General features: G+C 71.6%; 24 protein-coding genes and 1 tRNA gene. 10 read left to right on the top strand and 15 right to left on the bottom strand.

Annotated features, from left to right (window positions below):
- Position 1: 1 nt before the first annotated feature.
- Entirely contained in the window at positions 2-268 is a 267-nt protein-coding gene (locus IW248_RS00795) for a GNAT family N-acetyltransferase (RefSeq protein ID WP_196930464.1), read from the bottom strand.
- Between the two features lie 99 nt (positions 269-367).
- On the bottom strand, positions 368-1,003 hold the full coding sequence (locus IW248_RS00790; protein WP_307787600.1) for an HAD-IA family hydrolase: 636 nt from the start codon (positions 1,001-1,003) through the stop codon (positions 368-370).
- Positions 1,004-1,251: 248 nt separating this feature from the next.
- Here IW248_RS00790 and IW248_RS00785 point away from each other — a divergent pair, with 248 nt between their 5' ends.
- Positions 1,252-1,995 carry an SDR family NAD(P)-dependent oxidoreductase gene (locus IW248_RS00785; RefSeq protein WP_196925239.1) on the top strand — a complete coding sequence of 248 codons (744 nt, stop codon included), beginning with the start codon at positions 1,252-1,254 and terminating at the stop codon, positions 1,993-1,995.
- Positions 1,996-2,039: 44 nt separating this feature from the next.
- Here IW248_RS00785 and IW248_RS00780 read toward each other — a convergent pair whose 3' ends face one another.
- The 8 genes from IW248_RS00780 to IW248_RS00745 all read right to left on the bottom strand — a co-directional run bounded on the left by IW248_RS00780 (position 2,040) and on the right by IW248_RS00745 (position 8,968).
- On the bottom strand, positions 2,040-2,591 hold the full coding sequence (locus IW248_RS00780; RefSeq protein ID WP_196925238.1) for a hypothetical protein: 552 nt from the start codon (positions 2,589-2,591) through the stop codon (positions 2,040-2,042).
- 289 nt (positions 2,592-2,880) lie between these two features.
- Complete coding sequence (locus IW248_RS00775) at positions 2,881-4,026, bottom strand: hypothetical protein (RefSeq protein ID WP_196925237.1); 1,146 nt, start codon at positions 4,024-4,026, stop codon at positions 2,881-2,883.
- Positions 4,023-4,595 (bottom strand): RNA polymerase sigma factor, encoded by a 573-nt coding sequence (locus IW248_RS00770; RefSeq protein ID WP_196925236.1) that lies wholly within the window; start codon positions 4,593-4,595, stop codon positions 4,023-4,025. Before IW248_RS00770 ends, IW248_RS00775 begins: the two co-directional genes overlap by 4 nt.
- A 164-nt stretch (positions 4,596-4,759) precedes the next feature.
- Positions 4,760-4,831 (bottom strand) — tRNA-Val (locus IW248_RS00765).
- A 76-nt stretch (positions 4,832-4,907) separates the two neighbouring features.
- The gene (locus tag IW248_RS00760) at positions 4,908-5,372 is read right to left on the bottom strand and encodes a peroxiredoxin (protein WP_124822863.1); all 465 of its coding nucleotides are present in this window, start codon (positions 5,370-5,372) and stop codon (positions 4,908-4,910) included.
- 88 nt (positions 5,373-5,460) lie between these two features.
- Positions 5,461-5,898, bottom strand: a complete 438-nt coding sequence (locus tag IW248_RS00755; protein ID WP_124822862.1) for a DUF3052 domain-containing protein — start codon at positions 5,896-5,898, stop codon at positions 5,461-5,463.
- A gap of 112 nt (positions 5,899-6,010) precedes the next feature.
- Positions 6,011-8,437 carry a thiamine pyrophosphate-dependent enzyme gene (locus IW248_RS00750; protein WP_196925235.1) on the bottom strand — a complete coding sequence of 809 codons (2,427 nt, stop codon included), beginning with the start codon at positions 8,435-8,437 and terminating at the stop codon, positions 6,011-6,013.
- 51 nt (positions 8,438-8,488) lie between these two features.
- On the bottom strand, positions 8,489-8,968 hold the full coding sequence (locus IW248_RS00745; protein ID WP_372431642.1) for a MarR family winged helix-turn-helix transcriptional regulator: 480 nt from the start codon (positions 8,966-8,968) through the stop codon (positions 8,489-8,491).
- 204 nt (positions 8,969-9,172) lie between these two features.
- Here IW248_RS00745 and IW248_RS00740 point away from each other — a divergent pair, with 204 nt between their 5' ends.
- Positions 9,173-10,822 carry an alkaline phosphatase D family protein gene (locus tag IW248_RS00740; RefSeq protein WP_196925234.1) on the top strand — a complete coding sequence of 550 codons (1,650 nt, stop codon included), beginning with the start codon at positions 9,173-9,175 and terminating at the stop codon, positions 10,820-10,822.
- A gap of 137 nt (positions 10,823-10,959) precedes the next feature.
- Here IW248_RS00740 and IW248_RS00735 read toward each other — a convergent pair whose 3' ends face one another.
- The gene (locus IW248_RS00735) at positions 10,960-11,364 is read right to left on the bottom strand and encodes a YjbQ family protein (protein ID WP_196925233.1); all 405 of its coding nucleotides are present in this window, start codon (positions 11,362-11,364) and stop codon (positions 10,960-10,962) included.
- Positions 11,365-11,390: 26 nt separating this feature from the next.
- A complete protein-coding gene (locus tag IW248_RS00730; RefSeq protein WP_196925232.1) occupies positions 11,391-11,837 on the bottom strand; it encodes a hypothetical protein in 447 nt (148 codons plus the stop codon).
- Positions 11,838-12,015: 178 nt separating this feature from the next.
- On the opposite strand from IW248_RS00730, the gene aceE reads away from it, so the two are divergent.
- Complete coding sequence (gene aceE, locus IW248_RS00725; RefSeq protein WP_196925231.1) at positions 12,016-14,754, top strand: pyruvate dehydrogenase (acetyl-transferring), homodimeric type; 2,739 nt, start codon at positions 12,016-12,018, stop codon at positions 14,752-14,754.
- Positions 14,755-14,890: 136 nt separating this feature from the next.
- Here the strand turns inward: aceE and IW248_RS00720 are convergent, their stop codons facing one another.
- A complete protein-coding gene (locus IW248_RS00720) occupies positions 14,891-15,337 on the bottom strand; it encodes an SRPBCC family protein (protein ID WP_030488771.1) in 447 nt (148 codons plus the stop codon).
- Positions 15,338-15,525: 188 nt separating this feature from the next.
- Between IW248_RS00720 and IW248_RS00715 the strand changes: the two genes are divergently transcribed.
- The 3 genes from IW248_RS00715 to gltX are packed head-to-tail and all read left to right on the top strand — an operon-like array spanning position 15,526 to position 19,610.
- Entirely contained in the window at positions 15,526-16,875 is a 1,350-nt protein-coding gene (locus IW248_RS00715) for a GH1 family beta-glucosidase (RefSeq protein WP_196925230.1), read from the top strand.
- Positions 16,872-18,149 carry an MFS transporter gene (locus IW248_RS00710; RefSeq protein WP_196925229.1) on the top strand — a complete coding sequence of 426 codons (1,278 nt, stop codon included), beginning with the start codon at positions 16,872-16,874 and terminating at the stop codon, positions 18,147-18,149. The genes IW248_RS00715 and IW248_RS00710 overlap by 4 nt, the downstream gene beginning before the upstream one ends.
- Before the next feature lie 51 nt (positions 18,150-18,200).
- Complete coding sequence (gene gltX / locus IW248_RS00705; RefSeq protein WP_307787598.1) at positions 18,201-19,610, top strand: glutamate--tRNA ligase; 1,410 nt, start codon at positions 18,201-18,203, stop codon at positions 19,608-19,610.
- A gap of 164 nt (positions 19,611-19,774) precedes the next feature.
- Here gltX and IW248_RS00700 read toward each other — a convergent pair whose 3' ends face one another.
- Positions 19,775-20,347: a copper resistance CopC family protein gene (locus IW248_RS00700; RefSeq protein WP_231396124.1), complete on the bottom strand. Its 573-nt coding sequence runs from the start codon at positions 20,345-20,347 to the stop codon at positions 19,775-19,777.
- 253 nt (positions 20,348-20,600) lie between these two features.
- Here IW248_RS00700 and IW248_RS00695 point away from each other — a divergent pair, with 253 nt between their 5' ends.
- Entirely contained in the window at positions 20,601-21,251 is a 651-nt protein-coding gene (locus tag IW248_RS00695) for a hypothetical protein (protein ID WP_124823069.1), read from the top strand.
- 56 nt (positions 21,252-21,307) lie between these two features.
- Here IW248_RS00695 and IW248_RS00690 read toward each other — a convergent pair whose 3' ends face one another.
- On the bottom strand, positions 21,308-21,637 hold the full coding sequence (locus tag IW248_RS00690; protein WP_124823068.1) for a hypothetical protein: 330 nt from the start codon (positions 21,635-21,637) through the stop codon (positions 21,308-21,310).
- A 312-nt stretch (positions 21,638-21,949) separates the two neighbouring features.
- On the opposite strand from IW248_RS00690, the gene IW248_RS00685 reads away from it, so the two are divergent.
- Genes IW248_RS00685 through IW248_RS00675 form a run of 3 tightly spaced genes read left to right on the top strand, consistent with a single transcriptional unit; the run spans position 21,950 to position 25,182 of the window.
- Positions 21,950-23,134 carry a sensor histidine kinase gene (locus IW248_RS00685; protein WP_196925228.1) on the top strand — a complete coding sequence of 395 codons (1,185 nt, stop codon included), beginning with the start codon at positions 21,950-21,952 and terminating at the stop codon, positions 23,132-23,134.
- The gene (locus tag IW248_RS00680; protein ID WP_196925227.1) at positions 23,131-23,832 is read left to right on the top strand and encodes a response regulator; all 702 of its coding nucleotides are present in this window, start codon (positions 23,131-23,133) and stop codon (positions 23,830-23,832) included. Before IW248_RS00685 ends, IW248_RS00680 begins: the two co-directional genes overlap by 4 nt.
- An 18-nt stretch (positions 23,833-23,850) precedes the next feature.
- Entirely contained in the window at positions 23,851-25,182 is a 1,332-nt protein-coding gene (locus IW248_RS00675; RefSeq protein ID WP_307787597.1) for a PucR family transcriptional regulator, read from the top strand.
- Positions 25,183-25,190 lie beyond the last annotated feature (8 nt).

Below are 25,190 nucleotides of genomic sequence, written 5' to 3'. Positions count from 1 at the left end.
CTCAGCTCGCCGGGGTGAGGCGCTTCGCCATCTGCTGCGAGGTGACCTCGAAGCCCAGACCGCGGTAGAGGCCGATCGCCACGGTGTTCGTACCGAAGACGTTCAGACCCAGCTCGGGCACGCCGAACTGGGTGAGTTCGGCCTCGATGAGCTGAATCATCCGGGTCAGCCCCCGGTTCACGACGAGGTCCTCGGCGTACCCCTGCTCCAATTCACCGAGCAACCGGGCCAGGTCCTGCGCCGTCATCGGTGTCAACGTCAACTCCACCGCGTCTCCCCCTTCGTTCGTCGCCAGCGGGTAATACAGCAGAACCGGCCCGGACACGCCAACGGATTCCCCGCCGGGGCGTACCGACCGACCTGGCGGTCAGGGTGCCGTGGGTGGCGACTCCAGTTGGCGCGCCAGTTGGGCCAGGTCGTGCAGACGCAGGTCGCCGTCGAGGCCCTTCAGCGCGGCGGTCATCGCCCCGGCCGCCCGACCGGCCCGCAGGCCGACCTCGGCGTCCTCGACGACCAGGCACCGCGCCACGGGTACGCCCAGCAGCGCCGCAGCCCGCAGATAGCCCTCCGGGTCCGGCTTGCCGACGCTGACGTCCTCCACCGTGACGAGCACCGGCGCCTTGATGCCGGCGGCCCCGAGCCGGGCCTCGGCGAGCCGCGTGTCGGCGCTGGTCACCACCGCCCAGGGCAAACCCAGCCGGGCCAGCGCGTTCAGCAGTTCGTGCGCCCCGGGGGTGGCCGTCACGTCGGACAGGTCGTCGTACTGCAACGCCAACTGTCGCGCCGCGGCGGTGGCGACCGCCCTGTCGTCGAGCGCGGGCAGCAGCCGACGGATGGTCCGGTCGGCCGGGCTGCCGTGCGCGATCGCCAACGCCGTCCGCGGGTCGACGCCGTACTCGGCGGCCCACCGCTCCCAGGCCCGCTCCACGGCGGCGTCGGAGTCGACAAGGGTGCCGTCCATGTCGAACAACACCGCGCCAATACCCGCCAGTCCCACGCTCACGCTCCCCGAATCGCTCGCCCCACCCTCCCCCACCTCGCAAGATCCGCGCAACTTCGGTGATCCTGCTGTCTCGTCGCCTGGTGAGACAGCAGGATCCGTGAAGTTGCCCGGATCATGGCGGCCCGCCGGGTCGACAGGCCGTCGGGGATCGCGGGAAGTCGAGGATCGCGGGAATCGGACCTGGAGGTCGGAGCGAGGGGTCCGATAGCCGCCAGACGGGAGGCCGGCGCGGCCAGACGATCGTTTGCATGACGACGACACTCAACAACAGGGTCGCCTTGGTGACCGGCGGCTCCCGGGGCATCGGGGCCGGCATCGCCCTACGCCTGGCACAGGACGGGGCCGACGTGGCGCTGACCTACCGGCAGGACGCCGAGCGGGCCGCGACAGTGGTGAAGCAGATCGAGGCGCTGGGCCGCAGAGCGCTGGCGATCCAGGCGGACGGCGCCGGCCCGGAAGCTGTGCGCAGCGCTGTCGACCGGGCGGCCGCCGAACTGGGTCGGTTGGACATCCTGGTCAACAATGCCGCAGTGTTCCTGGTCGGCGCCCTGGACGAGCTCGGCTCGGCAGAGGTGGAGCAGACGATCGCTGTCAACATCAGGGCACCGTACGTCGCCGCGCGGGCGGCGCTGCGGCACCTGGGCGACGGTGGACGGATCATCAGCATCGGCAGCAACGTCGGTGAACGGGCGGTCTTCCCCGGGCTGACGCTCTACGCGATGAGCAAGACCGCTCTGGTCGGGCTGACCCGGGGTCTGGCCCGTGAACTGGGCCCACGGGCCATCACCGTCAACCTGGTCAACCCCGGGCCGACGGACACCGACGCCAACCCGGCGGACGGCCCGAACGCGGCGGCGATCAGCGGATTCACCGCCGTCGGCCGGTACGCTCGCCCCGCCGATATCGCGGCCACCGTCGCGCACCTGGCCAGCCCCGAGGCCGGCTACGTGACCGGAGCGGTGGTCAACGTGGACGGCGGCTTCACCAGCTGAGGAACCCGGGCGGCGTCGCCGCGCCATCCGTCGCCGCCCGGGCCTCAACAATCGTCGCGACCCAACGCCGGGCGCACCGCGTCGACGAACGCGATCCGGCGCTTCGTCCGTACCTCGATCGCCGCGAGCCAGCGCTCCCGGTGCCGGTCGCGCAGCGGCGCGCTCCCGTCGCCCGGCTCGTCCCCGAACCGGCGCTGGTCGGCGTACTCCGTGGTGAGGCTTGTCAACACGGCCCGGCCGGCCGCCGAGACCGGCGCCGGGCCTTCCAGCAACACCAGGTTGTACGCCTCGTCCACGGCGCGCATCGCCGCGTACGTGTCGTCGTAGCCGGGCGTCGGCTCACCCCCGCCGGCGTCCAGCCACCGCCGGTCCAACTGCCGGTACGCCTGGTCGCAGGCGCTCAGGAAACCGACGTACGCGTCCCGCCGCAGCTCGTCCCGACGCGTCGCCCGGCGCTCGACACTCTCCTGTCGGGCGACGGTGAGCTGGTGGGCCAGTTGCCGACGGGTGCTGAGCGCGCCGACCAGCCCGGTCAGGGCGGCAGCGGCCAAGGTGGACAGTGAGGTGATCAGCGCGACGGCGACGGTGTCCTGCACCCGCCCATCATGGCGGTGCCCGGAGTCGGAGCCACCGCCGGTCACGAATTCCGCCCCTGTCACGCGCTGGGTCACGTTCAGCGCGCCCATCCCAGAGAGCGCTGATGCAGCCGCTCGCTGGAGATCCATGCCAGGTCGGCGCTCGCCCTTCTGCCAGGTGCACACAACCCTCGGCCGTGCGAACAAACCAAAAGACGGTGCGGGCCGCCTGGAGGCGGCCCGCACCGTTACCGAACACCGGGCGCGTTACGCCCGTCCGCCGGAATGCTGGCGGGTGGGAGTTCCCGGCCTACAGGTCGGCCTTCGTCACGCGGGAGGATTCGTACGTCGTGGAGGCCTGCGGGAGGCCCGGCACGGTGGAGACGTCCTTGACCAGCATTCCGGTCTTGGCGTCAATGGTCAGCACCTCGCTGCCCTCGCCGCCGAACACCTCGGGGCCGGCGGTGATCGTCAGCGTGGCCGTGCCGTGGGTGGTCGAGTCCTTGACGCTGACCGCGGAGATGGTGGACAGCAGACGCAGCACACCGGCCCGGACCTGCGTGTTGCCGTCGCCGGCGGACAGCGCTTGGGTGCTGTACGTCCACAGGGCGTTGTCGAAGTGCCGCTGAACGGCCTGGGGGCTGTACGGCTTCGGCTCGGCGTTGCCGCCCTTCTGCTTGATAATCACCTGGGCGGCCGCCTGCTGCTTGTCCCACACCGCCTTCTGCGCCGCGGGGTCGAGGCCCACCAGCGGATCCTTGGCCGCCTTGAGCATCTGGGTCCGGCCGTCGGCCGGGCTGCTGTCCGCCGCGGCGACGGCTGCCTTGAGGAGCGGAGCGTAGCCGCCGTCAGTCATCTGGTCCTGGTGACGGGCGATCGCACGCTTGATGTCCTTCACGCTGTTGCCCGTATAGATCGCATGACCGTCGGTGTACAGCGTGTAGACGACCTGCATGGTCTTGGTGCCGTGGACCTGCGTCGCCTTCACCAGCCACGCGTCGCCCGCCGACGGGGTGACCGTCTTGATGGAGCCGGCCAGGGTCATCAGCGGCGCGCGCTCGGCGGACCCGTCGACGGTGGTCGAGCCCGAGGTGGCGGCCGACGAATCCTTGCCGGCCCCCGTGCCCCCGGTCGCCGGCGAGTTGACCACCACAGCGACGACTGCTGCCGCGGCGGCAACCCCCACCGCGGCGCCGATGCTCAGTCGGCCCGTCATACCGATCCGGCGGCGGCGCTGAATCGCCGGGCTGGATTCGTGGTCCCGCGTGGTTGTCGTCGTCTCCATTGTTGAAGTCGCCTCCATAGTCGTGTGCTCCGCTGATATCGCGCCCAGCACCCGCACGGTTCCGGGGTCGGCCATAGCCGCCCGCAGCACCGCCCGCGCCCGCTGATACGCCTCCGGGCGTAGTGGTTCTGCGCTGCCCAACGCACCGACCAGATCGAGCTCGTCGGTCATCGGTGTCTCTCCTTCGCGCTGTTGCGGTCCTTCAGAAGCGCGGACACCCCCGGCGCGTCGCGCAATACCGTCCTGGCCTGGCTCAGCAGCCGCCGCGCGGTGCCGGCCGGTATCCCGAGTGCCCGCGCGGCGTCGGCTGCGGTCAGGTCCTCCCAGGCGACGAGCCTCAGGACCTCCCGCTCTTCGGGTTTGAGCCGCGTCAGGGCCGACCGGAGCACCGCCCGGGCGTCCACGCCGAGGTCCACCGCCGACCACGGGTCCCATCCAGTAGCCACGTCCGGCACGTCCGCGACCAGGTCCTCGGCCGGCCGGGACCGCCAGTAGCGCCGCAAGCGATTCAATGCCACCCCGTACAGCCACGGCCGCGCATCGTTGTACGACCGGTCGTACGATCGCCGCGACTCGAACGCCGCAACCCAAACCTCGCCCAGGAGGTCCTCAGCCGCATCCCGCCCCGCCCGTCGAACGAGGTACGAACCGACGGCGGCCTCATGACGCTCGACCACCTCCACGAAGGCGTCGACATCGCCATCCAGCGACCGGCCGATCAGATCCGCATCCGAAGCCATGGCCCTCCTCGGCAAAGTCCGCGCTTCAACCAGTCATTGCCGTTCAGGCGGGAAAGTGTTCAGGCGCCGAGGGCCGAGGGTCGCGGGGCTGTTCCGGAAGGCCGACATGAGACGACGAGGGCCGCCGGTCATCCGGCGGCCCTCGTCGCATGCTGATCAGAGTGTGGGCGCGGCAGGTTTCGAACCTGCGACCCCCCGCTTGTAAGGCGGGTGCTCTCCCACTGAGCTACGCGCCCGGATCGCCCGTGTGGCGGGCCGGTGGCTGGCAAGCTTACCTGCCCGCCACCGACCCGGGCGCACGGCGTACCCCGGTCAGGTGGTCGCTTCGGCGATGGCCTTGCGCCAGGCTTGCTGGTCGCGGGCCTCGCCCGGGCTGTTCATCTCGGCGAAGCGGACCACGCCGGTCCGGTCGATGACGAAGGTGCCCCGGTTGGCGACGCCGGCGATGTCGTTGAAGACCCGGTACGCCTGGGCGACGGCGCCGTGCGGCCAGAAGTCGGCAAGCATCGGGAACTGGTAACCCTCACGGTCGGCCCAGATCTTGTGGCTGTAGGCCGAGTCGACGCTGATGGTCAGCACCTGGACGTCGTCGTTCACGTACTCGCCGAGGTTGTCTCGCACCTCGCTCAGCTCACCCTGGCAGGTGCCGGTGAAGGCGAGCGGGTAGAAGACCAGCAGTACGGTGCGTCTGCCCCGGAAGTCCGAGAGTCGGACCTCCTGGTTGTTTTGGTCCTTGAGCACGAAGTCCGGCGCCACGGCACCAACCTCGATGGGCATGCGAACTCTCCTCGCGTCGAGTCGGGTGAACGGCACCAGCCTGCTGCCCGGCGGTGGGCGGACCGTCGGGCGCGGGATGGGGCGTTTGCTACTTCTTGGCCTTGGCCCCTCGACGCAGCACCAGACGTGCGCCGCTCCAGTCACGGCCGGCGTTCACGGTCGAGGTCTGCTGGAGGCCGGCGGTGGGCGCGGACTCCGCGACCTCGCTCGGCTCGACGTGCCCGTCACGCCCCGCCTTCGGGGTGAGCAGCCACACGACGCCGTTGTCGGCCAGCGGGCCGAGGGCATCGACGAGCAGCTCGAAGAGGTCACCGTCGCCGTCCCGGTACCAGACCAGCACCGCGTCGACCACCTCGTCGGTGTCCTCGTCGACCAGATCTCCACAGCGGTCGGTCAGGGCGTCTCGGAGATCCTGGTCGACGTCTTCGTCGTACCCCATCTCCATGACGACCATCCCCGGTTCGATTCCGAACCGGTCCGCCAGGCTGCGTACCCCGTCGGCGGCCTGACCAGCGGTCGCGCTCACTGTCGCGTGCCTCCTCATCTCGTCCCTGCTCGCGGCGTCGGTGCGACGCCGTCAGGCAAAGTCCACACAGTTGTTGGTCTGCGCGCAAGTGGCGCACCGGGTGGAACGGAATTTACCGTGCCAGCAGCGTACGGGCACCGTCGGTAATGGCTTCCGCGGAGACCAGTACGTGACGTGCTGCCGGACCTAATGGTACAAACGAGTCAACTCCCGCCACTCGACGTGCGGCTCCGACATATCCGGCGTCGACCAGCGCGGCGATGACTCCCTCGCCGACCCCGCCGGAACGGCGCGTCTCGTCGACGACCAGTACCCGGCCGGTCGCCGAGGACTCCCGGATGATGTCCGCCACCGGCAGCGGCGCCAACCAGCGCAGATCCACCACGCGAGTGCCCACCCCCTCCTCGGCGAGGACGGCCGCCGCCCGCAGCGACATCCGCACCCCGTTACCGAAGGTGATGATGGTGAGGTCGTCCGCCGAGCCGACCCGGTAGACCCGGGCCCGCCCGATCGGCACGTGGCCGGCCACCCACCCGCCCGGCTCCGGATAGCCGGCCAGCCACTCCCCGTCACCATCCGCGTACAGGTCGCGGGTGTGGTAGAGCGCGATCGGTTCCAGGAACACGCACACACTGCCGTCCACCGCCGCGCTCGCCAGACAGGTCCGCAGCATGGGCGCGGCATCGTCCGGCCGCGCCGGCACCGCGACCACCAGACCGGGCACATCCCGGAGTACGGCCACCGAGTTGTCGTTGTGGAAGTGCCCGCCGAACCCCTCCTGGTACGCCAGGCCCGCCACCCGCACCACCATCGGGTTGCGGAACGCCCCCTGCGAGAAGAACCGCATGGTGGCCGCCTCACCGCGCAGCTGGTCCTCGGCATTGTGCAGGTACGCCAGGTACTGGATCTCCGGCACCGGCAGCATCCCGGCCAACCCGGCACCGAGGCCCAGCCCGAGCACCGAGGTCTCATCGAGCAGGGTGTCGAAGACCCGGGCCGCCCCGAACCGGTCGCGCAGCCCCTTCGTCACCCCGTACACGCCGCCCTTGGCGGCCACGTCCTCACCGAAGAGCGCCATCTGCGGGTGGTCGAGCATCCCGTCGGCGAGTGCCGCGTTGATGCTCTGCGCCAGGGTCATCGGCCCGGCCAGTTCCGGCGGCTTCCCGCCGAACGCCTCCGCCCGGGCGCCCGCGCCCGGGCCGCTGGCTCGCGCCGCGGCGTCGGCCACCGCCCGCGCCACCCGCACCGGACGGCGGGGCGCCAGCGCCGACACCACGTCGGCCGCGGAGTCCAGCTTCGGCTCGCCCAGCACCTCCTCGGCCAGCCGGCGTACCTGCCAGCCGGTCTCGTCGTACCGGGCCAGCAGCTCCTCGCCGGTCGCCACGCCGGAATCGACCAGCAGCCGCGCGGTGGCGGCCACCGGGTCCCGGTCCAGGTCCTCGGCCAGCTCGGCCGGGCTGCGGTACGCCGACTCGGCGTCCGCCCCGGCGTGCCCCATCAGCCGCACGGTGCGCAGGTGCAGCACGGCCGGCCGGCGGTTGCGGCGTACCCAGGCCGCGGCCTCCGCCGCCACCTCGTACGTCCGCACCGGGTCGGCCCCGTCCGCGCTGAAGTAGCGGATGCCCGGCTTGGCCCGCAGGGTCGTCTCGACCCAGCCCTCCGGCGATCGGACGCTGATGCCCAGCCCGTTGTCCTCGCAGACGAAGAGCACCGGGATCCGCAGCCCGGCATGGTCGTACCAGCCGGCGGTGTTGAAGGCGGCGGTGGCGCTGGCGTGGTTGACCGAAGCGTCTCCGAAGGAGCAGACCACTATCGCGTCCGGCGGCCAGGGAGCGTGCGTGGCGCCCGCGCCGCTGCCGACCCGCACCCCGGCCCCGGTACGCCGTCCGGCGCTGTCCAGCCGGCGCAGCCGCTCCACGGCCAGTCCCATCCCGACCGCGCGGGGCAGGTGCGAGGCGATGGTGGAGGTGGTCGGCACGATGGCCAGGTCGGCTCGACCGAACACCTTGTGCCGGCCCCCGGCGATCGGGTCGAGGCTGGACGCGACCATCCCGCGCAGCACGTCCCGGGCCGCCTGCGCGTACGCCGCGAATCCCCCAGCAGGTGGCTCGGACCCGGCCGGCTCGGGTTCGGCGGCCGGGTCCGGCTCGACGGCGGACGCGGATGCGTCGGCGGCGTCGGACGCCGGGGCGGCGGCGGCCTGGGCGGCGCGGAGGCAGTAGAAGGCGCCCGAGCGGTAGTGCAGCAACGCCGGATCGGTGGGACGCAGCGCGGCGGCGACCGCGGCGTTGCCCTCGTGCCCGGCCGAGCCGATCGTGTAGAAACCCTCCCCGAAGCTGCGCAGCCAGCGGCCGGCCAGGTCGAGCTGCCGGCTGGTCACCTGCGCGTCGAACAGGTCCAGCACCTGCTCGCCGGTCAGTGGGGCGTCGTCGGTGACCGGGTCGGCGGGGTCACGCCGCCGCTCGGCGGCAGGCAGCGCCGCCAGCGTCTCCCGGAACCGGTCGTCGAGATCTTGCGGGGTGGTCACGTCGGACAGCATTACCGACGGAAGCCCTGCTCGCCCAGTGGGACACGGCCGACGGGGGTGCGCTCACTCCGGCCCGAAGGACTCCGGACAGCCGCCGTCGGACACCTTCCAGACCAGGTCACGAAGGGTGCTCAGCTCCTCGTCGCTCAGCCCGGACAGGAGTCGGGAGTCGGACATCACCTCGATCACCCGGGCCCGGACGACGCGGCCCTCCTCGGTCACCAGCAGCGTCTTCTGCCGCCGGTCCGTCGGGTCGGTACGGCGCTCGACCAGCCCGGCCTGCTCGAGCTTGTCGACGAGCACCGTCACGTTCGACCTGTCGCAACCCAGCTGACCAGCGAGATCCCGGGCCGGCAGCGGGCGGTCCGGGTCCAACTCCCGCAGTGCCCGAGCCGCCGCCGGGGTGAGCCCCAACTCGGCGAACGCGGAGCCCTGCCGGTGTCGCAGGACGGCGGTGACGTGCGCCATCCGCCGCACCACATCGACGGCGAGAGCGGCCCGATCCAGCGGCTCACCTGTTGCGGGAACGACCTGCTGCGCCACCGCCACATCGTACGCACGCCATCTCGCCGCCCGGGTCAGCGATCAAACTCCTCGGCGAGGACTGAAGCCCGGCAGGGACGGATCGACAGCGATCGTCGGTGTTCGACTGCCGGCGACGGGCCGGGGCCCTCGTCGTCACCTCCCGGCCACCAACGCTCGCGAGGCTCACCCAGTCACGAGAGATCGGATTCTGGGGAGGATTTCGTGTCACTGTCCCGACGTACCATCCTGCTGTCCGGCGCCGCACTCGGCGCCGCGGGCGCGGTCACCGGGCTGCCGGTGGCGGCCGGCGCGGCGGCGGCCCACCGGCCGCTGGCCTATCCGTTCACCCTCGGTGTGGCCTCCGGCGATCCCGACCACGACGGGTTCGTGCTGTGGACCCGCCTGGCCCCGCAGCCACTGGCCGAGGACGGCCTCGGCGGCATGCCGGACCGCGAGGTGCCGGTGCACTGGGAGTTGGCCGCCGACGAGCGGTTCCGGCATGTGGTGCGCCGCGGGGTCGCGGTCGCCCGCACCCGCTCGGCGCACAGCGTGCACGTGGAGTTGGCCGGCCTGCTGCCAGGGCGCGAGTACTTCTACCGGTTCCGTGCCGAGCGCCACGTCTCGCCGACCGGACGCACCCGCACCGCCCCGGCACCGTGGACCATGCCGGCCGCCCTGGCGATGGGCTTCGCCTCCTGCTCCCAGTACGAGCACGGCTACTTCACCGCCTACCGGCGGCTGGCCGAGACCGAGCCGGAGCTGATCCTGCACCTGGGCGACTACCAGTACGAGTACGCCCCGGACACGTACAACGTCCCCGCTGGCAACCCGCGTGACCACGAGGGACCGGAGACCCGGACGCTGGCCAACTACCGGCAGCGGCACGCCCAGTACAAGACCGACGCCGACCTGCAGGCCGCACACGCGGTGGCGCCGTGGGCTGTGGTGTTCGACGACCACGAGGTGGAGAACAACTGGGCCGACGAGGTGCCCGAGGCGCCGGACCCGGAGTTCCCCGCGCGGCGGGCGGCGGCGTTCCAGGCGTACTACGAGAACATGCCGCTGCGGCGCACCTCGATCCCCCGCGGCATCGACATGCAGCTCTACCGGCGGGTGCGCTGGGGGCGGCTGGCCACGTTCCACATGCTCGACACGCGGCAGTACCGCGACGACCAGGCCTGCGGCGACGGCTACAAGGACTGCGCGGCGGCATCCGACCCGGCCCGGTCGATCACCGGGGCCGAGCAGGAGGCGTGGCTCCTGGACGGCTTCCGTCGCTCGGACGCTCAGTGGGACATCCTGGGCCAGCAGGTCTTCTTCGCTCAACGGGACAACAACTCCGGCCCGCTCACCGTCACCAGCATGGACTCGTGGGACGGCTACGTCGCCTCCCGGGACCGCATCACCAGGGGTTGGTTGGCCGCCGGGGTACGCAACCCGGTGGTGCTGACCGGAGACGTGCACGCGCACTGGGCCAGCGATCTCAAGCTGGACTATGCCGACCCGACCTCGCGCACCGTCGGCACCGAACTGGTCTGCTCCTCGATCACCTCGACGGGTGACGGCGCGGACTCGGCGTCCGGCTCGCACCCGTGGTTCGCGTTCAACCCGCACCTCCGCTTCCAGAACAACCTGCGGGGGTACGTGCGCACCACGATCACCCCGGGACAGCTCACCGCCGACTTCGACGTGCTGCCATACGTCAGTCGGCCGGGCGCGCCCGCGTACACCCGGGCCTCGTTCGTGATCGAGGACCGCGTGCCCGGCCTGCACCAGACGGCGGACAACCCGATCCCGTCAGCGGTCCGCAGCGCCGCGCCGTCCGCGGACCCCGGCCAGCAGACCGTCCAGCAGGAGACCGTCCGTCCATAACCCGCCCGACGCCTCAAGATCCGCGCAGCATCAGGGAACTTGTTGCCTCGCCACGCGCTGAGGCAGCAGTTTCGGGGAGGTTGTGCAGATCTTGAGGCGGGCCGGCGTGCCGGGACGACGGCCGGGCAGGCGGGTGGTCAGCCGGGGAGGAAGGAGAAGCGGACCTGGCGGGTCGGGTTGTCGCCGTTGGTGTCGACGAGGCAGATCGACTGCCAGGTGCCGAGGGCCAGCCGACCGCCGAGGACCGGCAGCGTGGCGTACGGGGGGATGAACGCCGGCAGCACGTGATCGCGGCCGTGGCCGGGCGAGCCGTGGCGGTGCCGCCAGCGGTCGTCGGTGGGGAGCAGGTCGTTCAGGGCACCGAGCAGGTCGTCGTCGGAGCCCGACCCGGTTTCGATGATCGCCACGCCGGCGGTGGCGTGCGGCACGAAGACGTGCAGCAGGCCGTCGCCCTCGCCTGAGACGAACTGCTGGGCCTCCGCTGTGATGTCCCGGACTGTCGGCCGGGACCCGGTCTGGACGGTGATCACGTCGCTGCGCATACGTCGCATTCTGCCGCAGGGCGCGGTCAGGAACTGCCGCCACCGCCGCCGGAGTCGCCGCCGCCGGACCAACCGCCACCGGAGTCACCGCCGGACCAGCCCCAGCCGGACCAGCCTCCGCCGGAGTCGCCGCCGCCGACCGGGTCCGTACCGTCGGAGTTGTCGTGGTCGCCGTCACGCTGGCGGCCGACGTGCCCGCTCCCGGCGTCCCCGGCGGGCATCGGGTAGAAGGGGTACCCGGCGGCGCCGTCGGTGTCCGAACGACGGCGGCGACGACTCTCGGCGCCGCTCAGCCGGGCCGCGCGGTTCGCGTCCCGGAGCAGGGCCGCGCCGAGCACGGCCACCAGGGCGCCGAGGGCCACCAGTCCCACCATCGGCAGGTTGCCGGAGGCGACGGCGACCGCGCCGATGACCAGGCCGACCACCCCGACAACGATCATGCTCGCGGCGACCGCGACATGGCGTCTGTTCATGGTGCTGACGGTAGGAGTGGCGGTCAAACCGCTCACGTTTCACGCGACCGTCGCGCTAAGTTACCGACGAGTACCTGTGTTCAGCATCGCGTCGGGGGGACCTAGACGTGACGACGGGTGCCACCAGGGGGCAGGATGGCGCTAGAGACCTATCCCACACACAACCGAGGGAACGCCTGTGGCTACGGAACGCAAGCGCCCGGTGATCAGCGACGGCCTACCGAGCCAGCTTCCGGACATCGACCCTGAAGAGACAAGCGAATGGGTCGAGTCGCTTGACGGTGTCATCGACGAACGCGGCGCCAAACGCGCCCGCTACGTCATGCTGCGCCTGCTGGAGCGGGCCCGTGAGCGCCAGGTCGGGGTTCCGCCCCTGACCACCACCGATTACATCAACACCATCCCGTCGGAACGCGAGCCCTGGTTCCCGGGTGACGAGCACGTCGAGCGGCGGATCCGGGCGTACGTCCGGTGGAACGCCGCCATGCTGGTGCACCGGGCGCAGCGCCCGGAGATCGGCGTCGGCGGACACATCTCCACCTTCGCCAGTTCGGCGTCGCTCTACGAGGTGGGCTTCAACCACTTCTTCCGGGGCAAGAACCACCCGGGCGGTGGCGACCAGATCTTCTACCAGGGCCACGCCTCCCCCGGCATGTACGCGCGGGCGTTCCTGGAGGGGCGGCTCAGCGAGCACCAGCTCGACGGGTTCCGCCAGGAGCTGTCGCACCCCGGTGGTGGGCTGCCCTCCTACCCGCACCCTCGGCTGATGCCGGACTTCTGGGAGTTCCCCACCGTCTCGATGGGCCTCGGCGGTCTGAACGCGATCTACCAGGCCCGGTTCAACAGGTACCTGCAGCACCGCGGCATCAAGGACACCTCCCAGCAGCACGTCTGGGCGTTCCTCGGCGACGGCGAGATGGACGAGCCGGAGACGCTCGGCGCCATCGGCGTCGCCGCCCGCGAGGAGCTGGACAACCTCACCTTCGTGATCAACTGCAACCTGCAGCGGCTGGACGGCCCGGTCCGGGGCAACGGCAAGGTCATGCAGGAGCTGGAGGCGTTCTTCCGGGGTGCCGGCTGGAACGTCATCAAGGTCGTCTGGGGTCGCGAGTGGGACCCGCTGCTCGCCGCCGACACCGACGGCGCGTTGGTCAACCTGATGAACACCACGACCGACGGCGACTACCAGACCTACAAGGCGGAGTCCGGCGCGTACGTACGGGAGCACTTCTTCGGCCGTGACGCACGGACCCGCAAGATGGTCGAGCCGCTCAGCGACGACGAGATCTGGAACCTCAAGCGGGGCGGGCACGACTACCGCAAGCTCTACGCGGCCTACAAGGCGGCCACCGAGCACACCGGTCAGCCCACAGTCATCCTGGCGAAGACGATCAAGGGCTGGACGCTCGGTTCGCACTTCGAGGGCCGCAACGCGACCCACCAGATGAAGAAGCTGACGCTGGAGGACTTGAAGACCTTCCGCGACCGGCTCTACCTGGACATCCCGGACTCGGCGCTGGAGGACAACCCCTACCTGCCGCCGTACTTCCACCCGGGCGAGAAGTCCGAGGAGCTGGCGTACCTCAAGGAGCGGCGCGAGCAGCTCGGCGGGTACCTGCCGTCCCGGCGGACCAGCACGAAGCGGCTGGCCATCCCGGGCCCGGAGCGGTTCGCCGACATCAAGCGCGGCTCGGGCAAGCAGAAGGTGGCCACCACGCAGGCCTTCGTCCGTCTGCTCAAGGACGTGATGAAGGACAAGGAGTTCGGCAAGCGCTGGGTGCCGATCATCCCGGACGAGGCCCGTACCTTCGGTCTCGACTCGATCTTCCCGACCGCGAAGATCTACTCCCCGCACGGCCAGCGCTACACCTCGGTCGACCGCGAGCTGTTCCTGTCGTACAAGGAGTCGACTTCCGGGCAGATCCTGCACGAGGGGATCAACGAGGCCGGTTCGGTGGCCTCGTTCACCGCGGCCGGTTCGGCGTACGCCACGCACGACGAGCCGATGATCCCGATGTACATCTTCTACTCGATGTTCGGGTTCCAGCGGACCGCCGACGGGCTGTGGGCCGCGGCCGACCAGATGGCGCGGGGCTTCCTGCTCGGCGCCACCGCGGGTCGGACCACCCTCAACGGTGAGGGCCTCCAGCACGAGGACGGGCACTCGCTGCTGATCGCCGCCACCAACCCGGCGGTGGTCGCGTACGACCCGGCGTTCTCGTACGAGATCGCGCACATCATGGAGCAGGGTCTGCACCGGATGTACGGGGACGCGCAGGAGAACGTCTTCTACTACCTGACGGTCTACAACGAGCCGACGCTACAGCCGGCCGAGCCGGCCGACGTGGACGTGGAGGGCCTGCTCAAGGGCATCTACCGTTACTCGCCGGCACCGCAGGTCGACGGTCCGAAGGCCAACCTGCTCGCCTCGGGCACCGGCATGCAGTGGGCGCTCAAGGCCCAGCAGCTGCTCGCCCAGGACTGGGGGGTGGGCGCCAACGTCTGGTCGGTGACCTCCTGGACCGAGCTGCGCCGCGACGCGGTGGAGACCGAGGAGTACAACCTGCTCAACCCGGGCGCCGAGGCGAAGGTTCCGTACATCCAGCAGAAGCTGGCCGACGCGGACGGGCCGAAGGTCGCGGTCAGCGACTTCATGCGCGCGGTACCGGATCTGATCGCCCGCTGGGTACCCGGCGACTACACGTCGCTCGGCACCGACGGTTTCGGCATGTCGGACACCCGGCACGCGCTGCGCCGGCACTTCCACGTCGACGCGGAGTCGATCGTGGTGGCCACGCTGCGGCAGCTCGCCCGCAGCGGCGCGGTGGCGACCACGGTGCCGGCCGAGGCAGCCAAGAAGTACGCGATCGACGACGTCAACGCCGCCCCGGTCGGCGAGACCGGCGGCGACAGCTGACCCAGCACCACTGAGAAGGGCCCGGCGCATCCCCGCGCCGGGCCCTTCTCGGTGTACGGAGCGGCGGTGGTCCGGGGGCCCTGGCGGGGATCCGGACCACCGCCGTCGCGGGTGACGCCGGGAGGATGGGCGCTCGTCAGCCGACGGCGGCCAGGTCGGTGAGCCGGGCCAGCGAGTCCTCCAGGTCGGCGCCGACCCGACGCAGTCCGAGGCGCAGCAGGGCCGCCTTGACCGGGCCGGCCGGCCAACGGACCACGATGAGGCGCACGATGGTCCCGCCCTCCTCCTCGTCTCCGGTGAGCTGGACGTAGATCTCGGTGCGCGCCTCCGCCCGAGATCCGGCGCCCTTGGCCCGTTCCCGCCAGCCGATCAGCGTCGGCTCCTGGTAGGCGATCACCTCGGCCTCATGCGCCGAGCCGCGCCCCGCCTGGACCAGTTGTCGCCGCCCGAAGCCCTCTCCCGAGAGCACTTCGGCCGCGCGGACCCCGGCCAGCCAGGCCGGCAACTGCTCGGCCCGCTGCACGACATCCCAGACCACTTCAATTGGCGCCGCCACGTGCGCACTGCGTTCCACGAGGATCATTTCCGTCTTTCCTCCGGTGAGGACATCCCACGATATCGGCACTCTATGCGCTAAATCGGACTTACCTGGACGGGTTCGGAAAAAGACACGCCGATCAACCATTGCGCAATGCGCCAGACCGGCCTATGGCGCATTCATCGAGAGCGCTCTAAAGTCCCGAACACGTTTCACGTTGACCGGGAGGGCGCATGTCGACAGCACCGATGCCCCAGTTCCCCACCGGCTTCCGCTGGGGCGTCTCCACATCGGCCCACCAGATCGAGGGCGCCACCACTGCCGACGGTCGAGGTCCCTCCATCTGGGACACCTTCGCGCACTCCCCCGGGCGGATCAGCGACGGCAGCAGCGGCGCGGTGGCCTGCGACCACTACCACCGGCACACCGAGGACGTGGCTCTGCTGGCCGGCCTGGGCGTCTCCGCGTACCGGTTCTCCATCGCCTGGCCTCGGATCCAGCCCACCGGCGCCGGCCCGGCCAACGCGGCCGGCCTGGACTTCTACGATCGCCTGGTGGACGAGTTGCTGACCGCCGGCGTCGACCCGGTGGCCACCCTCTACCACTGGGACCTGCCGCAACCCCTGGAGGACGCCGGCGGCTGGCTGCACCGCGACACCGCCGCCCGGTTCGCCGAGTACGCCGAGAAGACCGCCGCCCGGCTCGGCGACCGGGTCCGGCTCTGGATCACCCTGAACGAGCCGTTCATCCACATGAGCCTCGGCTACGGCATGGGCGAGCACGCCCCCGGCCGGACGCTGCTGTTCGACGCCTTCCCGGTCGCCCACCACCAACTGCTCGGGCACGGGCTCGCGGTCGCCGCGCTGCGGGCCCACACCGCCAGCCCGGTGGCGATCGCCAACAACTACTCGCCGGTGCGGGTGCTCGGCGACCGCGACGCCGACCGGGCCGCCGGGGCGGCGTACGAGACGCTGCACAACCGGCTCTTCACCGACCCGCTGCTCGGCCGCGGCTACCCGGAGCTGCCCGGCTTCGACCCCAGCGTCATCCACCCCGGCGACCTCGACACGATCGCCGCGCCGATCGACGTGCTCGGGGTCAACTACTACAACCCCACCGGCATACGGGCGGCCGAGGAGGGCTCACGCCTGCCGTTCGACCTCGTACCGCTGGACGGCTACCCGCGTACCGCCTTCGACTGGCCGGTGGCCCCCGACGGGCTGCGCGAGCTGCTCGGCTGGCTGCGCGACACGTACGGGGACGCGCTGCCGCCCATCGAGATCACCGAGAGCGGCTGCGCGTACGACGACGCGCCCGACGCCGACGGGCAGGTCGCCGATCCGGAGCGGATCGCGTACCTCGACGGGCACCTGCGCGCGGTCCGGGCCGCCATCGACGACGGGGTGGACGTCCGCGGGTACTTCGTCTGGTCGTTGCTGGACAACTGGGAGTGGGCCGAGGGGTTCACCAAGCGCTTCGGTCTGGTGCACGTCGACTACGCCACCCAGACCCGTACGCCGAAGTCGTCGTACACCTGGTTGCGCGACGTGATCGCGGCCAACCGGCTGGGGTCGGCGCGGTGACCACCCTCGACCCGACGCCGGCGTCGCTGCCGGCGGCGCTCGCCGAGCCGACGGTGCCGGTGCGGCGCGGCTGGATCGGCCTGATCTTCGCGGCCAACCTCGGTGTCTGGATGGCGTTCTTCACGCCCATCCAGGTGCTGCTGCCGCAGCAGATCGAGCAGATCGCGCCTGGAGACAAGGAGAACATGCTGGCCGTGGTCACCGGCCTCGGCGCGCTGGCCGCAGTGCTGGCCAACCCCCTAGCGGGCGCGCTCTCCGACCGGACCTGCCTGCGCATCGCCGGCCGCGAGTTCGGTCGACGGCACGTGTGGACGGCGGGCGGGGCCGTGCTCGGCGCGGCGGCCCTGGTGCTGCTGGCCCAGCAACGGACCATCCTCGGGGTCGCCCTCGGCTGGGTGGCCGCGCAGGTCTGCTTCAACGCGATGCTGGCCAGCCTCAGCGCCGCCGTCCCGGACCGGGTCCCGGTGACCCAGCGCGGCGGCGTCTCGGGCTGGGTGGGCATCCCGCAGGCGCTCGGACTGGTGCTCGGCGCGGTGCTGGTCACCGCCGTGGTCACCGGCAACGCCGCCGGCTATCTGGCCATCGCCGTGGCCATCCTGCTGCTGTCGCTGCCGTTCGCGCTGCTCACCCCCGACGAACCGCTGCCGCGTACGCATCGGCCGGTGGTCCGGACGCGGGCGCTGCTGGCCTCGATGTGGATCAGCCCCCGCCGGCACCCGGATTTCGCCTGGGCCTGGATCACCCGGTTCCTGGTCCAGTTGGGCAACGCCCTGGGCACCCTCTACCTGCTGTACTTCCTCAGCGACGGGGTGCGCCACCCCGACCCCGAGGGCGGCCTGCTGGTGCTGATCCTGCTCTACACGCTCGGGATGATGCTGACCGCCGTGGTCGCCGGACGGCTGTCCGACCGCTCCGGCCGCCGCAAGATCTACGTGATCGTCTCCGGGCTGATCATGGCGGTGGCGGCGCTGCTGCTCGCTGTCGCGCCGGTCTGGCCGATGGCCATCGTCGCGGCGCTGCTGCTCGGCGCCGGCTACGGCGTCTACCTCGCGGTGGACGCCGCGTTGATCACCCAGGTGTTGCCCCGGGCCACTGACCGGGCCAAGGACCTGGGCATCATCAACATCGCCAACTCGGCGCCGCAGGTGCTCGGCCCGGCGCTCTCCGCCCCGCTCGTGGTGTACCTGGGCGGCTATCCCACGCTCTACGCGGTCACCGCCGTGGTCACCCTGCTCGGCAGCGCCCTGGTCGTGAAGATCCGCTCGGTGCCGTGAGCCAGGGGGCGGTGGCGGAAAGCAGTCGCGTACCGCCGTAGGCTGGGGGACGTGACAGTACGTGTGCGCTTCGCCCCTTCCCCGACCGGTATGTTCCACGTCGGCGGCGCCCGCTCGGCGCTGCAGAACTGGATCTACGCCAAGCAGCAGGGCGGCGTGTTCGTGCTGCGTATCGAGGACACCGACGCGGCGCGCAACAAGCCCGAGTGGACCGAGGGCATCCTCTCCGCGCTGGACTGGATCGGGATCTCCCGGGGCAGCTACGAGGGCCCGTACTTCCAGTCGGCGAACGCCGGCGAGCACCGGGCCGCCGCCGCGCGCCTGTACGAGTCGGGCCGCGCCTACTACTGCGACTGCACCCGTGAGGACGTGCAGGCCCGCACCGGCTCGCAGTACCAGGGCTACGACGGCTACCACCGCGACCTCGGCCTCGGCCCGGGTGAGGGGCGTGCGCTGCGCTTCCGTACGCCGGACGAGGGCACGACAGTGGTGGTCGACCTGATCCGCGGTGAGCCCACCTTCGAGAACAAGCTCATCGAGGACTTCGTCATCGCCCGGGGCGACGGCTCGCCGGTGTTCCTGCTGGCCAACGTCGTCGACGACATGACCATGGGGATCACCCACGTGATCCGGGCCGAGGAGCACCTGCCCAACACCCCCAAGCAGCAGCTGCTCTGGGAGGCCCTCGGGGTCAAGCCGCCGATTTGGGCGCACGTGCCGGTGGTGGTCAACGAGAAGCGGCAGAAGCTCTCCAAGCGCCGGGACAAGGTCGCCCTGGAGGCGTACCGCGACGAGGGTTACCTCGCCGGGGCGATGCGCAACTACCTCATGCTGCTCGGCTGGGCGCCCTCCGGCGACCGGGAGATCGTGCCCTGGTCGGTCATCGAGGACGAGTTCCGGTTGGACGAGGTCAACCTGTCCTCGGCGTTCTTCGACGAGAAGAAGCTGCGCGCGTTCAACGGTGAGTACATTCGCGCGCTGCCGGTGGCCGAGTTCATCGACGCCTGCCAGCCGTGGCTGACCGGCACCGAGACGATCGCGCCACCGCCGTGGCAGCCGGAGGAGTTCGACGCCGACGCGTTCGCCGCCGTGGCGCCGCTGGCCCAGACGCGGATCGCGGTGCTCAGCGAGATCGTGCCGAACGTCGACTTCCTCTTCCTGGCCTCGCCGCTGATCGACGAGGCCGCCTGGACCAAGACGATGAAGGACGGCTCCGCCGAGCTGCTGGACGACGCCGTCGCGGCGTTCGAGGCGCTGGAGTCCTGGGATGCCGAGTCACTGAAGTCGACGCTGGAGGCGGTCGGCGCCGAGCGGGGCCTCAAGCTCGGCAAGACGCAGGCGCCGGTGCGGGTCGCTGTCACCGGCCGCACCGTGGGTCTGCCGCTGTTCGAGTCGCTGGAGGTGCTCGGTCGCGAGCGCAGCCTGACCCGGATCCGCGCCGCCCGCCTGCGCCTGGTCTGACTGTCGCTCGCTGGCCCGCCACGGGCGGGTCGCTGGCATCGCGCTGCCTTTGCTCTGCACCCCAATAGGCACCGGTCACAGACCGTAGCCGTCGCATCCGCGGGTGCAGAGCAAAGGATGGCTCGCGCACCTGAACCACCGGGAGCGGTGGGGGTAGCAGAGGATCACCCGACCCGCCGCCGGCGGCGGAACACGAGGCCGGCCGCGAGGGCAGCGAGCAGCACCAGGCCGCCCAGCGCCCAGAACCACAAGCGGCCGCCCGAGTCGGACTGCTCCCCGGCCGCCGGCACAGCGGACACCGTCGGGCTGCCGGTCGACGCCGACGAGGGCCCGACGGTGGGCGAGCTGACGGCGGCCGACGGCGAGGCGGACGGGTCGGCGGCGGTGCCGGTCGTGAGGGTGAAGCGCACCTCGCCCTTCACCGGATGCCCGTCGGACGACGCGAGCTGGTAGCCGACGACGTAGAGCCCCGCGGCGGCCGGCTTGAACGGCACCCGCACCCGACTGCCGTCGAAGGCGGGAGTCCCGCCGGCGACCACATTGTCCGGTCCGGTTATTGTGATCTTCGTCGTAGTCGGCGACGGCTTGGCGAGGAACCGCAGCTCGACCCGGGCGGGTGCCGTCGCCACGCGGGCGCCGTCGCGCGGGTTGCTGCCGGTCAGCTCGTTGTGGGCGGCGGCCGGTGTCGCCGGCACCAGAAACGACACACCGAACGCCACGCCGAGCACCACTGGCATGACCCGCACCGTACGTGTAACCCTGCCCCCCATGAACCCCTCCGTAAGGGTACGATCCGCCCGCTGATCAAACGGCTCCTCACTAGTCGAGCAGAGATCGCAGATAGTTCCAAATACTGTTCCAAAAGCTGCAACTCATCGACGTTCTGCGGAGTCTGTAGGAGTGGACGCGACCATCTGGTCGATGCCACACCGGGCAGGTCGGTCCGGACGTCACGACGAAGCCATCCATCGAACGGGGCGAGGAGGCGGGATGGTCCGACACATGAGGCGGTTGGCCACCGTGTTGGCGGGCACGCTGGCGGCGGCGCTGCTGTCGCTTGGCACCGCCGGCTCGGCCTCGGCGGCACCGAAGCCTCCACCCGCCGGAGTGGACATCACCGGCACGGGGCTGTCCGCGCCGGTGCGGATGCACGAGGACACGGAGCCCGCCCTCGTGGGCGCGGTCATCGACCAGGTCAACTTCCTTGGTCGCACCGGCATGCCGACCGGTCCGAAGGCGGCCAGCCTCGGTCCGAAGTACACGGTCGTGGTGCTCGCCGGCGAGACGCCGAAGCAGACGTACGACCTCTATCCCAAGGCGGTCGGTGGCCCTCGCGTCTACCGGCCGGCCAAGCAGCCGGACGGCCGCAAGACCAGCGCCGGCTGGTTCCTGGGTCGGCTCAGCATGTCCGAGACCCTGCGCACCGCAGGTGTGCCGCTGGAGCGGCAGTTCGACACTGTCAGCGGCGGCGCGGGCGGCGGCGAGCGGGTGCTCCCGGAGGACACGCTCGACCCGGCGAAGGACCTCGACGAGGCGCTCGGCGACCTGCAACGCCTGCTGTTGCTCAACGTCGGCGTGATGCTGACCATCACTGTCGGCCTCGCCGGGATCGCCCTACTGATCCGCCGCCGCACGCGCTGAGCTGGCGCGTGCACTGAGCTGACGCACGCACTGATCAGTGAGTGCGTCGGCGGTGATCAGCACCAGCGGCGCGGTGGGCGCTCCCGGCGGGTGGCCCGTGGCCGCGGCCGAACTGGGCCGTGCCGATGCGCCCCGGCCCAGCCGGGAAGTTCGCTGAGGCAACCAGCGGGAACGTCGGAGTCGGGCTCGGCGAGGGTGTTGGGCTCGCCGGAGCGCTGGCGCGGAAGCGGGACGTCATCATCGGCCCGGCCGGCGAGCGGCTCCACCGGGTGCGCTGGCGCGCCACCGACCGCCCGGCGGTGCTTGCCAGCCGCCTGCGGGTCGTGGTGCCCCGGCCGGCAGGGCTCGCCCTGGGCGCAGCCGTGTTCGGCCTCCCCGTGCGCCATTCCCGGTCTCCTCACGCTCGCCTCATTCTCGGATGCTCCCCCCGAGGTGCCCTGTCACCGTACTGGCCGGGACCGACGGGCCGCGCGCAGCGTACCCGGGGTCCGGACCGGCAGGTCCTCGAAGACGCTGGTGAGCGCGGGACCCGGTAGCGCAGTTCACAGCTTCTTCCCACACCGTTCACCCGCCGCGTCACGGCTGAGGCGCACCGGCGGCCGGAGAGGGTTCGCGTACCCCTTTCGGCGCATGGCGGTGCTGCCGAGGTCCTCCCCCGGTCGGAGTTCGGCGGGCGACGGTTGTGGTGGGATCGGGGCATGCGTGCGCCACCGTGGCTCGACTCCGGCACCCTCGGCCGTGACCTCGTGCTGGCCGGCGCGTCGCTGGCCGGTGGCCTGGTGCTGTACGCCCTGGGTTGGCAACCGCAGGTCCGTCCGCACGCGCAGGTGCCGTCGGCGTTGTTCCTGCCGCCGTTGGTGGCGGTGTGCGTCGCCGTCGGCCTTCGGCGGGTCGCACCGCGCGCCAGCCTGGCCGTGGGGACCGCAGCGCTGGTGGTGGACGCGGTGCTGGGCAGTTCGCTGGGCACGGTCCTGGTCTACACGCAGGTGCTCTATGACGCCTGCGTGTACGGCCCGCCCCGGCTGTGGCGGTGGTTGCTGCGCATCACCGTGGCGCTGAGCCTGCTCGGGGTGACCGCCGGCGTGGTCGGGTACGGCCACTGGCGCGGGGCTGCGTTCGGCGTGCTGGTGGTGCTCGCCGGGGTGCTGCCGGTTCTGACCGGCATCAGTGTGCGGCAGTACCGCGACCAGGCCGCCGCCGAGCGGGCGCGGGCCGAGCAGACCGCCCGGCTGGTCGAGTTGGACCGTCGGCAGGCGGTCAGCGCCGAACGGGCCCGGATGGCCCGGGAGTTGCACGACGTGGTCGCGAACCACCTCAGCGCGGTGGCCATCCACGCCACCGCCGTGCTCTCCGTACCCGGGTTGGATCGCGGTCAGGTGGAGTCGGCGTTGCGGGTGATCCGGGAGAGCAGCGTGCAGGGGCTGGCCGAGATGCGTCAGATGATCGAGGTGCTGCGCGAGCCCGGGACCGCTGGCGAGCCGGGTACGCCGGAGGTGGTCACCGCGCGGCTGTCCGAGGCGGACGGACTGGTCGAGCGGGTCCGGGCGGCCGGTCTCGCGGTGCGGGTCCGGACCGATGGCACGCCCGGCGCGTTGCCGGTGGGGGTGGACCTCGCCGCGTACCGGATCGTGCAGGAGTCGCTGACCAACGCGCTCAAGCACGGCACGGGTGAGGCGGAGTTGACGATCGCGTACCGGCCGGCCGAGGTGGTGCTGACGGTGGAGAACCCGGTGCGCCGGGGCGAGGCCGGGCTGCCGGGCGCCGGGGCCGGGTTGATCGGCATGCGGGAGCGGGCCACGCTGCTGGCCGGCCGGTTCACCGCCGGGCCGCGCGACGGTCGCTGGCAGGTGCGGGCGGCCCTGCCCACCGGGGAGGGCGGGTGACCGGGGCGGCGCGGCCACCGGGCGACGCGGGCGCGGCGACGGTACGGGTGGTGCTCGCCGACGACCAGCCGGCGGTACGGGCCGGGCTGGCCCTGATCCTGAACGGCTCACCGGGTGTCGAGGTGGTAGGCGAGGCGGCCGACGGGGACGCCGCGGTGCACCTGTGCCGGGAGTTGCGCCCCGACGTGGCGGTGTTGGACGTGCGGATGCCCCGCCGGGACGGGATCTCCGCGACCCGGGCGATCGTCACCGACGAGCTCGCCGACGTGCTGGTGCTCACCACCTTCGACCTGGACGAGTACGTCTTCGGGGCGTTGCGGGCCGGCGCGGCCGGGTTCCTGCTCAAGGACACCGACGCCGACGGTCTGGTCAGCGCGGTGCGGACGGTGGCGCGGGGGGACGGGTTCATCGCGCCCACTGTGACCCGCCGGCTGATCACCGCGTTCGCGGCCACCGCGCCGGGCGCGTCGGCGGACGCCCGGGCCGCGCTGGACACCCTCACCCCGCGCGAGCGTGACGTGCTGGCGTGCCTCGGGTTGGGCCTGTCCAACCAGCAGATCGCCGATCGGCTGGTGCTGGCGGAGAGCACCGCCAAGACCCATGTGAGCCGGATCCTCGCGAAGCTGGACCTGCGTAGCCGGGTGCAGGCCGCGATCCTGGCCCAGGAGGTGGGCCTGCCCCCTCCCCCGCAGCCGTGAGACCGGCCCGTTGGGCGCGTGGACGGCGGCCGGCGGACCGGTGCCGACGTGGTTGGCCTGCTCACGACGTGTCAGGCTAGGGCGGTGAGCACGCCGGGCGGTGGGAAGTTGTCGGCCACGCTGCGCCGGATCGAACGATCGGCGGGGGCGTTGGCCACCTCCAGCGTGGCCCGGATGGACGAGACGCTGCCCTGGTTCCGGGCGCTGCCGGCCGACCAGCGCTCCTGGGTGATGCTTGTCGCGCAGGCGGGCGCGAGGTCGCTGGTGCAGTGGCTGCGCGAGGGCGGCGGCACTGCGGACAGCACCCAGGAGGTCTCGGACGAGGTCTTCGACGCCGCCCCGCAGGCACTGGCCCGGTCGATCACCCTCCAGCAGACCGTGGCGTTGATCAAGGTGACGATCGACGTGGTCGAGGAGCAGGTGTCGCACCTGGCCGCCGAGGGCGAGGAGCAGCAGCTGCGCGAGGCGGTGCTGCGCTTCTCCCGGGAGATCGCGTTCGCCGCCGCCCGGGTGTACGCGCGGGCCGCCGAGTCGCGCGGCGCCTGGGACGCCCGGTTGCAGGCGCTGCTGGTCGACGCGTTGTTGCGCGGTGACTCGCCGGACGTCCTGGCCAGTCGGGCCGCCGCGCTCGGCTGGACGGACGCGCCGCCGGTGGCGGTGGCGGTCGGTCGGTCGCCCGGCGGCGAGGTCTCGGCGGTGCTGCACGTGGTCTACCGGCAGGCCCGCCGGATCGGTGTGGAGGTGATCGGCGGCGTTCACGGCGACCGGCTGGTGATCGTGCTGGGCGGCGCACCGGACCCACTGACCGCCACCGCGAAGCTGTTGAGCGCGTTCGGGGACGGCCCGGTGGTGGTCGGTCCCGCCGTGCCGAGCCTGGACGAGGCGACCGAGTCGGCGCGGGCCGCGCTGTCCGGCTTTCGGGCCGCCCCGGCCTGGCCCAGCGCGCCCCGGCCGGTACCGGCCGCGGATCTGCTGCCGGAGCGGGCCCTCGCCGGTGACGCGGAGGCCCGTCGGCGGTTACGCCATGACGTGTACGCGACGCTGGTGCGCGCCGGCGGGGAGCTGCTGGCGACCCTGGACGCCTTCCTGGCCGCCGGTGGCACGCTGGAGAGCGCGGCTCGGGCACTGTTCGTGCACCCGAACACGGTGCGTTACCGGTTGCGCCGAATCGCCGAGGTGACCGGGTTCTCGCCGCTGTCTCCGCGCGACGCGTTCGCCCTTCAGGTCGCGCTGACAGTGGGTCGATTGGATCCGGTTGCCCCGCTGACCTCGCCGGTCCCGACTCAGACAATCACCCCGGCCGCTCGGAAATCCGCCCAAACTGAGGATGATCCCCGCCGATCTTTGTAGGAAACCTC

Origin of the sequence: Micromonospora ureilytica, from assembly GCF_015751765.1 — a bacterium.
Taxonomy (GTDB): domain Bacteria; phylum Actinomycetota; class Actinomycetes; order Mycobacteriales; family Micromonosporaceae; genus Micromonospora; species Micromonospora ureilytica.
Note: the sequence above shows the minus strand (reverse complement) of the source record. Positions and strands in the feature narration are given on the sequence as shown.